Origin of the sequence: Brevundimonas vesicularis (assembly GCF_027105095.1) — a bacterium.
In the GTDB taxonomy this organism is placed as follows: Bacteria; Pseudomonadota; Alphaproteobacteria; order Caulobacterales; family Caulobacteraceae; genus Brevundimonas; species Brevundimonas vesicularis_E.
The window spans coordinates 2,968,038-2,981,233 of record NZ_CP114278.1; the positions used below are offsets into that span (position 1 = coordinate 2,968,038).

The 13,196-nt window shown below is 68.2% G+C and carries 11 protein-coding genes, 1 tRNA gene, 1 pseudogene and 1 riboswitch; of the genes and pseudogenes, 5 read left to right on the top strand and 8 right to left on the bottom strand.

The annotated features are described in order from the left end of the window. Positions 1-18 precede the first annotated feature (18 nt). The 4 genes from O2K97_RS14775 to O2K97_RS14790 all read right to left on the bottom strand — a co-directional run bounded on the left by O2K97_RS14775 (position 19) and on the right by O2K97_RS14790 (position 3,379). A complete protein-coding gene (locus tag O2K97_RS14775; RefSeq protein WP_269219857.1) occupies positions 19-333 on the bottom strand; it encodes a CsbD family protein in 315 nt (104 codons plus the stop codon). Positions 334-426: 93 nt separating this feature from the next. After that, positions 427-1,380, bottom strand: coding sequence for a homoserine kinase (gene thrB / locus O2K97_RS14780; RefSeq protein WP_269219858.1), 954 nt, complete (start codon positions 1,378-1,380; stop codon positions 427-429). Positions 1,381-1,384: 4 nt separating this feature from the next. After that, the gene (locus O2K97_RS14785; RefSeq protein WP_269219859.1) at positions 1,385-3,136 is read right to left on the bottom strand and encodes a homoserine dehydrogenase; all 1,752 of its coding nucleotides are present in this window, start codon (positions 3,134-3,136) and stop codon (positions 1,385-1,387) included. 102 nt (positions 3,137-3,238) lie between these two features. Next, complete coding sequence (locus O2K97_RS14790; protein WP_269219860.1) at positions 3,239-3,379, bottom strand: hypothetical protein; 141 nt, start codon at positions 3,377-3,379, stop codon at positions 3,239-3,241. Positions 3,380-3,566: 187 nt separating this feature from the next. Beyond that, a riboswitch (SAM riboswitch) is annotated at positions 3,567-3,683 on the top strand. A 75-nt stretch (positions 3,684-3,758) separates the two neighbouring features. On the opposite strand from O2K97_RS14790, the gene metX reads away from it, so the two are divergent. The 5 genes and pseudogenes from metX to galE form a co-directional block, all read left to right on the top strand. Beyond that, a complete protein-coding gene (gene metX / locus O2K97_RS14795) occupies positions 3,759-4,811 on the top strand; it encodes a homoserine O-succinyltransferase MetX (protein ID WP_269219861.1) in 1,053 nt (350 codons plus the stop codon). After that, entirely contained in the window at positions 4,808-5,989 is a 1,182-nt protein-coding gene (metB, locus tag O2K97_RS14800; RefSeq protein WP_269219862.1) for a cystathionine gamma-synthase, read from the top strand. Before metX ends, metB begins: the two co-directional genes overlap by 4 nt. A gap of 52 nt (positions 5,990-6,041) precedes the next feature. Then, positions 6,042-6,116: transfer RNA gene (locus O2K97_RS14805), tRNA-Glu, on the top strand. Positions 6,117-6,332: 216 nt separating this feature from the next. Further along, complete coding sequence (locus O2K97_RS14810) at positions 6,333-6,599, top strand: hypothetical protein (protein WP_205681691.1); 267 nt, start codon at positions 6,333-6,335, stop codon at positions 6,597-6,599. 78 nt (positions 6,600-6,677) lie between these two features. After that, positions 6,678-7,619, top strand: a pseudogene (gene galE, locus O2K97_RS14815) (UDP-glucose 4-epimerase GalE); the annotation flags it as partial. 58 nt (positions 7,620-7,677) lie between these two features. Here galE and O2K97_RS14820 read toward each other — a convergent pair. The 4 genes from O2K97_RS14820 to O2K97_RS14835 all read right to left on the bottom strand — a co-directional run bounded on the left by O2K97_RS14820 (position 7,678) and on the right by O2K97_RS14835 (position 13,132). Next, on the bottom strand, positions 7,678-8,622 hold the full coding sequence (locus tag O2K97_RS14820; RefSeq protein ID WP_269219863.1) for a hypothetical protein: 945 nt from the start codon (positions 8,620-8,622) through the stop codon (positions 7,678-7,680). A 4-nt stretch (positions 8,623-8,626) separates the two neighbouring features. Further along, a complete protein-coding gene (gene carA, locus O2K97_RS14825) occupies positions 8,627-9,787 on the bottom strand; it encodes a glutamine-hydrolyzing carbamoyl-phosphate synthase small subunit (protein ID WP_269219864.1) in 1,161 nt (386 codons plus the stop codon). A 97-nt stretch (positions 9,788-9,884) separates the two neighbouring features. Further along, positions 9,885-12,122: a glycoside hydrolase family 3 N-terminal domain-containing protein gene (locus tag O2K97_RS14830; RefSeq protein WP_269219865.1), complete on the bottom strand. Its 2,238-nt coding sequence runs from the start codon at positions 12,120-12,122 to the stop codon at positions 9,885-9,887. A gap of 230 nt (positions 12,123-12,352) precedes the next feature. Next, positions 12,353-13,132: a ZIP family metal transporter gene (locus O2K97_RS14835; RefSeq protein ID WP_045809883.1), complete on the bottom strand. Its 780-nt coding sequence runs from the start codon at positions 13,130-13,132 to the stop codon at positions 12,353-12,355. Positions 13,133-13,196: the final 64 nt, after the last annotated feature.

Genomic DNA, 13,196 nt, shown 5'->3' on the forward strand with positions numbered 1-13,196 from the left:
GTTCAGAAGACATTCGCCCTAGCGACGACCGCCGCCGGTGAGGGCGCGCAGCAGAAGCAGGCCGACGCCGGCGACCGACAGGGTCGTGACCAGCGGACGCTTGCGCGCCTCGGCGGCGACGGTGCGGGCCTTGTCGCGGTAGTCGACGGGGACCTTCTCGACCAGACGATCGACCGAATCCATCGCCTTACCGAAGGTTTCCAGCGAGCGGCCCTTGGCGTCGTTGTAGGCGCCTTCGACCTGCAGCTTCTGGTCGCCGACCAGCGTGCCGACGCCTTTTTGGAACTTGCCTTGCGCCTGCGAGGCGGCGCCGTTGATGGTTTCGTCAGTCATGATCTTCGTCCTCGGGGAGCGGCGCACGTCGCCGTTGCACCATCAAAATCCCGGCCAAGCTTTCGGTTCCAGCGACGAAGCCGCGCAGGCGCCTCAGGCCGGTTCGGTCGAGCGCCAATGGTCCATCCGACGCAGGAAAACCGCCGGATCCTTGGGCGTCACCAGATTGGCGGGATCGTGGAAAATGCGGTCGTGCAGCCGGGTCACAGTGAACCGCAGGGCCGCCGCTTCGCCCAGACGCGGCAGGGCCTCCCGCTCCGCGCCGTTAAGCGGCCGCACGGATTCATAGCCGCGCTGAAACGCCGCCAGCGCGTCAGGCATGGCCCGCCCCTCGGCGTCGAAGCCCCAGGCGGACAGGGCGATGGCCAAGTCATAGGCGAAGGCGCCCGTGCAGCCGAAATAGAAGTCGATCACCGCTGACACGGCGCCGTCCTCGAACAGCACATTGTCGGGGAAATAGTCGGCATGGATCGCCCCGCCCGGCAGATCGTCTGTAAAGGGATCGCCCAGCCGCGCCAGCGTCGACTGGACCTGTCTAATCAGCGCGCGATCCGCGTCGGACGCCCGCCCTTCCCCCTCGACGCAGCGATCGGCCAGCCTTCGCCACATGGCCGGCCCGACCGGATTGGCGCGTTCCAGCTCGAAGTCAGCCGCCGTCAGGTGAAGCCGCGCCAGCACCGCCCCCGCCGCCGCCTGATCGGCCGATGACGGCGTGCGCAGCCAGGCGCCGGTCTTCCATTCGATCACCGCCGCCGCCCGGCCGTTCAACCGCCTGAGCCACGCTCCAGACCGGTCCTCGATCGGCGTCGGGCAAGGAAAGCCGCGCGCCGCCAGATGCGCCGTCAGCCCCAGACAGAAGGGCAGCGAGGCCTCGTCCGTCCGCCCCTCGAAAAGGGTCAGCACAAACCGGCCGCGCGTCGTATCCAGGCGATAGTTGGTGTTCTCCACCCCCTCGGCGATGGCCGTCAGTTCGACCACCTCGCCGATGTCGTAGCCGGCCAGGAAGGCCTTGGCGTCGGCGATGGAAACGCGGGTGAAGACGGCCATGGGCTTAGTTTAGGCCCGCATCGGCGCGCCGTGCACGCACGATCTCGACCAGGTCCGCCATGATGCTCTCGGTCGTAGCCCAACGCCCGGCGCCCCGGCCCCGGCAGCGCCAGACGCGGCCGTCGGCGCCATAGACCTTCAACGCATTGCCCTCGCCGCGCAGGGTCGAGAACAGCGGATCGCCATGGTCGGCGTTCAGCGACACCGACGGGCGGATCACCCCGTCCTTCAAATGGGCGGCGCCGATCTGGCGCACCCCGCCGGCGGCCGAGGTCGCCTCGGTCAGGTGATCGCGCGGCACGTCGCCGTCGGGCGACCGGCCGAACGCCTCGTGGCACAGCAGCCGCACCTTGGCCGCCGCATCCAGACCTTCCAGATCCGAGGACGGGTCCTCCTCCGCAAAGCCCGCCGCCCGGGCGTCCGCCAGAGCTTCGTTGAAGGCCGCTCCGTCGCCCAGCCGTTCCAGCATGAAGTTGACCGTGCCGTTCAGCACCGCCTCGAAGCCGACCACCTCGCCGGCCGCGCGGGCCGCGCGCACCGTCTCGATCATCGGCGATCCGCCGCCGACCGAGGCCGACCAGAAGATGCGCCGCCCGTTGGCTTTCGCCAGTTCTTGCAGCCCGCCCGGATCGCGACTGACCGCCTGTTTGTTGGCGCTGGCGACATCGCAGCCGACCTCGAGCGCGGCGCGGATCACCGCATGGCCCGCCTCGCCTTCCGAAAGGGCCTCCAGCACGATGTCGGGCTTCTTGGCCCACAGGTCCGCCGGGTTGGAGGTGAACAACGAACCCGGACAGTCGACGTCGCGGGCCTTTTTCGGGTTGCGCACGAGCACGCCCACGACTTCGTAGCGGGGATCATTGAGCAGCTTGCCCAGCACGCCGCCGCCGACGACGCCGCATCCGGCGACCGCGACCTTCAGCGGCGGCAGGGCGGGCGCCGGGCCGGGCGGCGCCGACTTGTCGCCGATGACCGTGCCGTCGGCGCGGTCCAGGGCCGCCACCTCGATCTCGACCCCGCGGCTTTCGCCGAGGTCGATGGCGTCATGCTGGACCAGCGCCCCGCCCAGCTTGCGCGCAACGTCCCACGACGCGCGGCGATAGCGCAGGGCCGGGGCCGTCTTGTCGTTGGGGTCGTGGTCGTAGAGGCCGTCCACATCCTTGACTAGCCGCACCTTCTTCAGCCCCAGCTCAGCGGCCAGGAAAACCGCCGTCAGATCCGATCCGCCCCGTCCCAGCAGGGCCACCGTGCCGTCCGGCCGCACCGCGCCGAACCCGGGCACAACCACCACCTCGTGCCGGTCCAGCGCCTGTTTCAGATGGTCGGGTCGCAGACCGCAGGGGCGCGAATGCTCCGGCTCGCCCTCCGCCACGATGCCCAGTTCGCGGACCGACAGAGCGCAGGCGTCCAGCCCGATCCGGTCGCAGGCGATGGCGACCAGAGCCGCCGATTTCTCCTCGCCCAAGGCCACATAGCCGGGCAGCAGGTCGTTGGAATGGGCCAGGCCCAGCGCCCTCGCCTCGCCCAGCAACCGGTCCGTCGCCCCGCCGAAGGCCGAGACCACCGCCACCACCTTCCGCCCCGCCCGCACATGGCCATAGACGGCCGAGGCGACCAGCGGCGCCTCCGCCGGGCTGCGCAGGATGGACGAGCCGAACTTCAGCACCACGACCTCGGGCCCAACCAAGTCAGGTGATGGCTGACTGCTGGGGTCGAGGCTTTCGGATTTTTCTACGACGGCGAGTTGGGCGGACATCGGGGTTCTCGGTAAAGGTCGGGATGGGGTGGGGTGAAAAGAAAAACCCCGCCTGGCGGACCGGGCGGGGTTCGGGTTCTGCGGTTGCCGGGGTTCGGCGCGCTAAACTCGTCCCGCCCGTTCGGGCATGGCGGTGGTGCCGGTGGTACCGCCGATAATCGTGCCGCCGAGGATCATGCCGAAACGCGTCGCGGCGAGGCCGGCGACGGTCGAAACTTCGGCGATGAGCGAGCGCTGTTGCACAGGGCAGGTCCGGTTGAAATCTGAGCCTAGGGTGATCGGACGACCCCCGACCTGTCAAGTCGGATTGGATGATTTTTTCACGACATGTCGGTTATCGTGTGTTTTCACCCCCATCGAGTCGACTCAAGCCGTCAATGAGGTTGAATTTTTCGCTTGACCGGCGCCGCCCGTATCAGCAACGTAAAGTCACTCATCAAGACCAGCCGAGGGATTAGGCCCTTTGACGCTGGGGCAACCATCGGGTCTCACAGCTCGAAACGGTGCCAACTCCTGCGGGGTCCTTCGGGGTCGCGAGAGATGAGTGGAGCATCGACGAGACGACGCTCCACGCTCTGTCACCGCATCGAGACTTGCTGAGCGAGAACGATGCGGAACGACGATGACCTTGGCCGAAACCACCCTGCTCGAAGACCCCGACTGTCGCCGCGCGACAGCCCTTCCCCCTGTCCGCGAACCGACGCGTGAGCGCGGCGGCGCCCGCGACGTCATCGTTCCCATTCCCGCCGATTTCCGCCTCGCCTCGGGCGAAAAACTGAACCAGCCCAATATCGTCGGCCGCCTGCATGGCCGGATCGGCGCTCCCGTCGTCGTCGTCGCCGGCGGCATCTCGGCCGGACGCTTCGTCCACCGGACGGAGACCAACGGCCTGGGCTGGTGGTCCGGCGCCGTATCCGTGCGCGGGCCCATCGACCTGAGCCGGCTTCAGGTCCTGGCGGTCGATTTCGCCCCCGGCGCCGAGTTCCTGGATGCGCCCGTCACCATCACCACCCAGGATCAGGCCCGCTTGCTGGCCCTGGTGCTGAACCATCTGAAGATCGAGCGCGTCGCCGCCTTCGTCGGCTGCTCCTATGGTGGCATGGTCGGCCTGGCCTTCGCCGAACTGTTCCCCGACTGGGCCGAGCAGCTGATCATCGTGTCGGCCGCCCACCGCGCCCATCCCCAGGCCACCGCCTGGCGCGGCATCCAGCGCCGCATCCTGCAGTTCGCCGTCGCCGCCGGCCGTCCCGAGGAAGGCGTCGCCCTGGCCCGCGAACTGGCCATGACCACCTATCGGACGGCCGAGGAGTTCGACGACCGCTTCGACACCACCGCGCCCGCGGCTGTCGGCGGTGCCTATCCCGTCTGCGACTATCTGACGGCGCGGGGCCAGGCCTACCGTACCCACACCACCCCGGCCCGCTGGCTGTCGATGTCCGATTCTCTGGATCGCCACAGCGTGACGCCGGAAGCCATCACGACCCCCGTCACTCTGATCGGCTTCACCTCCGACCGTCTGGTGCCGATCGACGACATCCGCGAACTGGCCGCGCGGTTGCCGACCCTGTGGCGCTTCGTCGAAGCGCCCTCGCTCTATGGCCACGACGCCTTTCTGAAGGAGGACGCCTTCGTCGGCGACATCCTCCGCGCCGCCTTGAAGGATATCAAAGCATGACCGCCCGTCCCGCTAATCCGCACACCATCGCCGCCCGCACGGGCGTGGATACGGACACGGCCCACGGCGCGGTCATGCCGCCGCTCTATCTGTCGTCCAACTATTCCTTCGCCGGCTTCGATCAGAAGCGGAAGTACGACTACAGCCGTTCGGGCAATCCGACCCGCGACGTGCTGGCCGAAACCCTGACCGAGCTGGAGGGCGGCGCCGGCTGCGTCATCACCGCCACCGGCATGGCCGCGGTTGACCTGCCGCTGACCCTGCTGAAGCCGGGCGACCTGCTGATCGCGCCGCACGACTGTTACGGCGGCACCTGTCGCCTGCTGAACGCCCGCGCCCGAAAGGGGCATTTCGAACTGCTGCTGGTCGATCAGGGCGATCCCGTCGCCTTCGAGGCCGCCCTGGCGCTGAAGCCCAAGCTGGTGCTGGTCGAGACCCCGTCCAACCCGCTGCTGCGTTTGGTCGACGTCGCTGACATCTGCACCCGCGCCCATGCGGCGGGCGCCAAGGTCGTGTGCGACAACACCTTCCTGTCGCCGGCGCTGCAAAACCCGATCAAACTGGGCGCCGACTTCGTGGTCCACTCGACGACCAAGTTCATCAACGGCCATTCCGACGTGGTCGGCGGCGCCGTCATCTCGGCCGACGCCGAGGACCACCAGACCCTGGCCTGGTGGGCCAACTGCACCGGCGTGACCGGCTCGCCGTTCGACGCCTATTTGACCCTGCGCGGCGTGCGCACCCTGTTCGCGCGCATCGAGCGGCAACAGGCCACGGCCGGCAAGATCGCCGAAAAGCTTGCCGCCCACCCGGCGGTGAAGGCCGTCCACTATCCGGGCCTGAAGTCGCACCCCAACCACGCCCTGGTCGCGGCCCAGCAGGCCGGCCCCGGCGCCATGCTCAGCTTCGAACTGCGAGGCGGCACGGACGCCGTGCGCGATCTGGTCGAGACGCTGGAGATCTTCACCCTGGCGGAATCGCTGGGCGGCGTCGAAAGCCTGATTGCCCACCCCGCCACCATGACCCACGCCGCCATGACGCCGGAACAGCGCGCGACGGCCGGCATCGGCGACGGCCTGGTGCGCCTGTCGGTGGGTCTGGAGCATGTCGAGGATCTGATCGCCGACCTGTTCCCGGCGCTGGACGCCCTCGTGCCCGCAACCGCTGCGGCCGCGTAACTTTTTGCTTGCAGGAGGGGCCGAACCGGGGCAAATGCGCCGCCCCGGCCGCGGTCCCTTCGTCTATCGGTTAGGACGTCAGGTTTTCAACCTGAAAAGAGGGGTTCGACTCCCCTAGGGACTGCCACCGGCGGCGCCTTTGCAGCGCCCTTCCCGGCCATTGTCGAGCGAACGCTTCGATCCCGGATTAAGATTTCGGTAACTATTTTGTTCGGAAACGGGCAGTAAGTCTTTCGATTCACGGACTTTTTTCGGACGCAGTCAGGAACTATCCACAGGGACTGTGGTTAACCCCTCGTTAGCTCGGCGCAGAAGCGCCTCTCCCTCCTGCACCGAGATCCTCATGTTCATCGCCATCGCCCGCCCGGCGGTGGAGCCCAAAGGCCCCGACGCCGTCGCCGTCCCCGGCTCTCCCGCCATCGCCGAACTGTCGCCCCGCGCCCTGCATGCGCGTCTTCTCGAAAATGCCGCCCTGCGCCGCATGCGCGGATTGGAGCGCCGCAGAGAGCAGCGTCTCGAAGACGCCGACTATTGGCTGCATGCCGCACCGATCGCCGTCCGGAAAGCCAGCGCCCTGCGCGAAGAACGCAGTTTCTCGCCGATCCCCTGACAGTCGTCACACATCCCTGAATACATACGTGGGTGATTTGGGGTTGATTTACCGACCCTTGGTATCCGACAAAAGCGGATGGGCGAAGTCGGATCGGCGCTGACATCTGCGAAGGCGATCCTGGTCACGGGCGGCGCGGGCTATATCGGCGCTCATGTGTGCGAGGCCCTGGCGGCCGCCGGCTATCGTCCCGTCACCTACGACAACCTGTCCACCGGCCGGCGCCGTTTCGTGCGCTGGGGACCGTTGGTCGAGGGCGATGTCTGGGACGCGGACAAGGTGCGCCACACCCTCATCACCCACGACATCAGCGCCGTCATGCATTTCGCCGGCTCGTCCGTGGTCCCTGAATCGGTGCGCGCGCCGCTGGACTACTATCGCAACAATGTCGGCGGTCTGTTCGGCCTGTTGGGCGGGATGCGGGAAGCGGGTGTAAACCGGCTGGTCTTTTCCAGCACCTGCGCCGTCTATGGCGATCCCGGCGACGATCCGATCACGGAGGCGACGCCGCTGGCGCCCGTCACCCCCTATGGCCGATCCAAACTGGGCTGCGAACAGATCCTGTCGGACGCCAGCGCAGCGCACGGGCTGAATGTGATCGCGCTGCGTTATTTCAACGCCAGCGGCGCCTCGACGTCAGGCCTGATCGGCGAAGACCGGCCGGTTGAGACCCATCTGATCCCGCGCGCCATGATGGCCTTGCGAGGCCAGATCGACGACTTCGCCGTTCATGGGACTGACTATGCGACGCCCGACGGCACGGCGGTGCGCGACTATGTCCACGTCTGCGACCTGGCTCAGGGCCACCTCGCCGCCCTGAGCCAGTTGCTCGGCGATCGCCGCGGCTTCTTCGCCTGTAATCTGGGCGCCGGTCGCGGCCATTCGGTGCGGCAGGTGCTGGAAGCGATCGCGAACCACAGCGGCCTTCGTCTGCCCGACGTGGCCGGAGGGCGCCGCGCGGGCGACCCGTCGCATCTTGTGTCGGACATCACCCTGGCGCGTCAGGCGCTGGGCTTTGCGCCATGCCAGTCGGACCTGGCCTCCATCGTCGCCAGCGCCTGGGCCTGGCACAGCCGGCTCAGCGCAGTTCGGGCAACCGGCGGCGCAGCGAGGCTTTCAGCCTTTCGAACTTCTGCCCCGCCGACTTGGGCCTTACCCGCCGCCGCAGCTCCAGCCCTCCACCCCACAGCGCATGGACCGGCGCTTCAAGATGCGGATGGCGATCATGCTGATGGACGATGGGGCTGACGCTGGCGTCGGGATTGACGACCTTGCCGCCTTCGAACTTCAGCGTCTCGCCGGGCGTGAGGCCCAGGGTCGCCACGCGCCCGTAGTTGGGGCGCACGGTCATCGCCGTCAGACCCTGATGGATCGCCATGTTGAAGGCCGCCTGATCGGCGCCGAACGCCCCGCCGATCTCGGATCGCGGCGTCGCCGCCAGCGACAGGATCAGTCGCGACAGGCGCGAGACCTCGGCGCGAGGCCCAACGATGGTGCCGACGCACAGACAGGCCTTGTCGGCCAACTGCCGCGCCTGCGCCTCGCCGAACAGGGCGCGCAGATACTTCATATTGAAGGCGTGATCGGCCAGCGGCGTCTCGGCCTCGACATAGGCCTCAAGCCCCTCGGGCGCAGGATCGAAGGGCGGCGCCTGGAAGATCACGTCGCGCACGTCGCAGGCCAGGGCCGCGCCGGGCCGCTCGCCTAGCAGACCGGCGAAGGCCACGAACCGCTGCATCACCGGATGCGGCCCCCATCCGCGCCAGACTGGCGCATCGACGGCGGTCACCCGATGCTGGGCCAGAAAGGCGCGCAAATCCGGTTCGGCGTCGACCACCAGGGCCACAGGACCCTCAAACACGGCCCGCAGCGACAGGACGAAGGGCGCGATGTCAGCCGCGTCGTATCCGGTGGCGTAGCCGACGACGACATCACCGTCCGGCAGGGGCGCCAACCGGCGAGCGACCTCGAACGCCTCGGCCAGCCAGTCCAGATAGTCCGACCGAACCGCGCCCTGCTTCATGGCCTCAGCGCACGCCCATCAGATCGGCGAACCGGTCGAACAGATACAGGCTGTCGGTCGGCCCGGGCGAGGCCTCGGGGTGGTGCTGGACGCTGAAGATCGGCTTGTCCTTGACGGCGATGCCGCAGTTGGTGCCGTCGAACAGGCTGACGTGGGTCTCGGTCACGGCGTCGGGCAGGCTGTCGCGATCGACGGTGAAGCCGTGGTTCATCGACACGATCTCGACCTTGCCGGTGGTCAAATCCTTGACCGGATGGTTGGCGCCGTGGTGGCCCTGATCCATCTTCACCGTCTTGGCGCCAAGCGCCAGGGCCAGCATCTGGTGGCCCAGGCAGATGCCCATCAGCGGCTTGCCGCTGGCGACCAGCTTCTGGATTTCAGGCACGGCGTATTCGCCCGTCGCGGCCGGATCGCCCGGTCCGTTCGACAGAACCACGCCGTCGGGATTGCGGGCCAGAACCTCTTCCGCCGTCGTCGTCGCCGGGACCACGGTGATGCGCGCGCCGGTCGAGGCCAGGGCGCGCAGGATGTTGCGCTTCACGCCGTAATCGATGACCACCACGTCCTTGCGGCCCTCGGTCTTGGGGTGACCCTCAGGCCAGTCCCACAGGCCCTCGTTCCATTCGAACGCCTGCAAGGTCGAGGCGGGCTTGGCCAGGTCCAGACCGACCAGGCCGGTCCAGCCCCTGGCCTGGGCGACCAGGGCCTCCAGGTCGAAGTTTCCGTCCGGGTCGTGGGCGATGACGGCGTGGGGCGCGCCCTTGTCGCGGATGATCTTGGTCAGGGCGCGGGTGTCGACGCCGGCCAGACCCACGACGCCGCGCCGCTTCATCCAGTCGTCGAAACTGGCGTCCGAGCGATAGTTGGCCGGATCGGTCGGCACGTCGCGGAAGATGGCGCCGCGCGCCGAGGTGTCGGACCCGCCGCCCATCTGCTCGATGTCTTCGACATTGGTCCCCACATTGCCGACGTGCGGGAAGGTGAAGGCCAGGATCTGGCTCATGTAGGACGGGTCGGTCAGGATTTCCTGATAGCCGGTCATGGCGGTGTTGAAGACCACCTCGCCCAGGGCCGAGCCGACCGCGCCCACGCCGACGCCCTGCAGGATCGTACCGTCCGCGAGCGCGAGAACGCCGGTGGCGCCCGGAAGAATCTTCGTCGTCATGGGCGCGCTCCTAAAATCGAATCCGGCCGATACGAAGGCCGAAGGCAAACGGCGGCGTCGTTAAGCCCTGCCGCCTGCCCCGTCAACGTGGCGCGCGTCACCGCCCGTCGGTGATCGACGCCGGACCGATCAGCTGGAACGTCGCCTTCGCCCCGCCTTGGGCGTGCGGCGCCAGCCAGACGTCGAACAGACCGGGCTCGATGCGCCAGGTCTCGTCCGCGCCGATGAAGCCCAGCTGACGGGCGTTCAGGGTGAAGCTCACCTTCGTGCTCTGGCCCGGCTTCAGCGACACGCGCTTGAAGTCTTTCAGCAATCGGCCCGGCTGGGTCAGGCTGGCGACCCGGTCGTGTATATAGAGCTGCACCAGCTCCTCGGCCGGATGCGATCCGGTGTTGGTCACGGTCACGGCCAGATCCAGCGTGCCGGCCCAGGCCAGCTTGTCGCTCTCCATCTCGACCGGCCCATAGCTGACCGCGCCATAGGTCAGGCCATAGCCGAAGGGATAAAGCGCCGTATTGGTCGTCTCGCGATAGCGAGCCTTGTATTCCTCGCTCGCCAGATCGGGATTGGCCGGGCGGCCTGTGGTCTTGCGGTCGTAGGAATAGGGCTGCTGGCCCGATTTGTGCGGGAAGCTGACCGGCAGGCGCGCCGACGGGCCATGATCGCCGAACAGGACGTCGGCGACGGCATGGCCCATCTGTTCGCCCAGGAACCAGGTCACGACGATGGCCTGGGCGTTCTTCACATTGCCTTCCAGCGCAAGCGCCCGGCCATTCCTCAGCAGGATGACCATGGGCTTGCCCAGCGCCGCCATGGCGTCGACCAGGGCGACCTGCGGCGCGGGCACCACGATCTCGGTGCGCGACTGGGCCTCGCCCGACATGTTGGTCGCCTCGCCGATGGCCAGGACGATGACCTCGGCGTCGCGGGCGGCGGCGATGGCCTGCTCGATCCCGCCGTCCAGCGGCGTCTCGACGCCCGAGCCGCGTGCGAGGGTCAGGTTCTGCGGATCGCTCATGGCCGCGCGGAAGCCCGCCTCCAGCGAAACGCGGCGCTCGGGCGCGCCCCAGATGGTCCACGGCCCCCAGACATTGTCCACGTCGTCGGCGAACGGGCCCACCAAGGCGATCTTCTGGCTCTTCTTCAATGGCAGCAGGCCGTTGTCATTCTTCAGCAGCACGACCGACTTGCGGCCCGCCTCGCGCGACAGTTCGACGTGTTCGCGCGCCCCGACCACCGCCTTTTCACGCACCGGATCGGTGCCGCGATAGGGGTCGTCGAACAGGCCCAGCGCCGCCTTGGTGTTGAGGACGCGGCGCACCGCCTCGTCCAGCCGCGCCATCGACACCTCGCCCGAGGCGACGAGGCTGGGCAGATGTTCCAGATACAGACCCGACACCATCGACACATCGACCCCGGCGTTGAAGGCCAGGCGGGCGGCGTCGCGGCCGTCCTCGGCGAAGCCGTGGGCCACAAGCTCCTGCTCGGAGGTGTAGTCGGAGACGACGAATCCCTCGAAGCCCCATTCGCCGCGCAGGATGTCGGTCAGCAGCTTGCGGCTGCCCGACGCCGGCACCCCGTTGACGTCGTTGAAGGCGCTCATGATCGACAGGGCGCCGGCGTCCACCGACGCCTTGAACGGCGGCAGGAAGACCCCGCGCAGCGTCTGCTCGCTCATGTCGGTGGTGTTGTATTCGACCCCGCCGACAGCGGCGGAATAGGCGGCCATATGTTTGGCGGTGGCCAGGACCGCGTCACGGTCGTCCAGACCCTTTTCGCCCTGGAAGCCGCGCACGCGGGCGGCGGCCAGCAGATTGTTCAGCAGAACGTCCTCGCCCGCACCCTCGACGTTTCGGCCCCAGCGCTGGTCGCGCGCCACGTCCACCATGGGGGCGTAGGTCTGGTGAACCGCCGACGCCGCCGTCTCGACCGCCGCGGCCCGCGCCGTGCGCCGCGCCAGTTCGGTGTCGAAGGCCGCCGCCTCGGCCAGGGGTACCGGGAAGATGGTCGACAGGCCGTGGATCACGTCCGCCGCGAACAGCAGCGGGATTTTCAGCCGGCTCTCCTCCATCGCCACGCGCTGGATGCGACGGCCCGCCTCTGCGCCGATACCATTGAACAGGCTGCCGACCTTGCCTTCGCGGATCAGAGCCGTGACGCGCGCGGGATCGCCCGTGCCGTCCAGCGGGTTCACCGCCGTGGGCATCCAGCGGAACGGATCGGCCAGCAGATTCAGCTGGCCCGCCTTCTCCTCGACCGTCATGGCCGCGATCAGATCCTCGATCTTCTGGCGGTGACGGGCGACGGTGCGGGACGCTTGGGCGGAAACAGGCATGGGGAACACTCCGGCGCCCATCAGGGCCAAAAGCCCCAGGCCAGACAAGAAATTTCTACGGGAAGCCGCAGGCTTGAGAGGTCGCGTCATTTAGGCTGGCGCTCCTTTCGGGGGACAATCGAGCAGCGAAGCGAGAGGCCTAGCCTCTCGGCCCCGACGGCTTCAACCCCCGCCTGCCATGTAAATCGATGTAACGCCCCGCTGCGCGGTCACGCCGCGTTTCGCCGCCATCATCCCAGGGCGATGTCCAGGAACATCATACCGACCAGGCCGATCATCAGGCCGATCATGGACCCCTCGCCCTTGGACTTCTCGCGGGTCTCGGGAATGATCTCGGCGGTGACGACATAGATCATCGCCCCCGCCGCCAGCCCCAGCCCCCACGGCAGGGCGCCGGGCAAGAGATCGACCACGCTGGCGCCGATCAGCCCGCCGACCGGCTCGACCAGGCCCGACGCCAGCGCCGCCGCAAAGGCCGGCCAGCGGCCGTATCCCAGGGTCGCCATCGCCGCCGACACCGCCAGCCCCTCGGGCATGTTCTGGATGCCGATGCCGAGCGCCGTGGACAGCCCTTGATGCATGTCGCCGCCGCCGAAGCTGACGCCCACCGCCGCGCCCTCGGGGAAGTTGTGCAGGGTGATGGCGATGATGAACAGCCAGATGCGCCGCGACAGGTCGCGTGATCCCGCCGGGCCGATGGCCAGCATGTCCACCGGGGCGAACCGGTTCATCAGGCCGATCACCGTCGCCCCGATCAACACCGCCGCCCCCATGACGCCGGCCGCCGCCGCCTGGCTGGCCCCGCCCGCCTGCAGCACGTCGACGCCGGGAATGATCAGCGAGAAGAAGGACGCCGCCAGCATGACCCCGGCGGCGAAGCCCAACAGGGCGCTCTGCGTCTGCACCCCCGCCTTGCGGAAGAACAGCAGCGGCACGGCGCCCACCGCCGTCATCATGCCCGCCGCCAGACTGCCCAGACCGCCCGCCGCGATCGGAGAAAGAGATTCCATCATCCGCCTGCATTGCGGCGAGACACGGCAAGAGACAAGCTCGAACCGTGGCGTTAGAGAAAGC

Coding starts and splice junctions, on each gene's coding strand:
- O2K97_RS14775 (WP_269219857.1), bottom strand. CDS start 333: ATGACTGACGAAACCATCAACGGCGCCGCCTCGCAGGCGCAAGGCAAG.
- thrB (WP_269219858.1), bottom strand. CDS start 1,380: ATGGCCGTCTTCACCCGCGTTTCCATCGCCGACGCCAAGGCCTTCCTG.
- O2K97_RS14785 (WP_269219859.1), bottom strand. CDS start 3,136: ATGTCCGCCCAACTCGCCGTCGTAGAAAAATCCGAAAGCCTCGACCCC.
- metX (WP_269219861.1), top strand. CDS start 3,759: ATGACCTTGGCCGAAACCACCCTGCTCGAAGACCCCGACTGTCGCCGC.
- metB (WP_269219862.1), top strand. CDS start 4,808: ATGACCGCCCGTCCCGCTAATCCGCACACCATCGCCGCCCGCACGGGC.
- O2K97_RS14810 (WP_205681691.1), top strand. CDS start 6,333: ATGTTCATCGCCATCGCCCGCCCGGCGGTGGAGCCCAAAGGCCCCGAC.
- O2K97_RS14820 (WP_269219863.1), bottom strand. CDS start 8,622: ATGAAGCAGGGCGCGGTTCGGTCGGACTATCTGGACTGGCTGGCCGAG.
- carA (WP_269219864.1), bottom strand. CDS start 9,787: ATGACGACGAAGATTCTTCCGGGCGCCACCGGCGTTCTCGCGCTCGCG.
- O2K97_RS14830 (WP_269219865.1), bottom strand. CDS start 12,122: ATGCCTGTTTCCGCCCAAGCGTCCCGCACCGTCGCCCGTCACCGCCAG.
- O2K97_RS14835 (WP_045809883.1), bottom strand. CDS start 13,132: ATGGAATCTCTTTCTCCGATCGCGGCGGGCGGTCTGGGCAGTCTGGCG.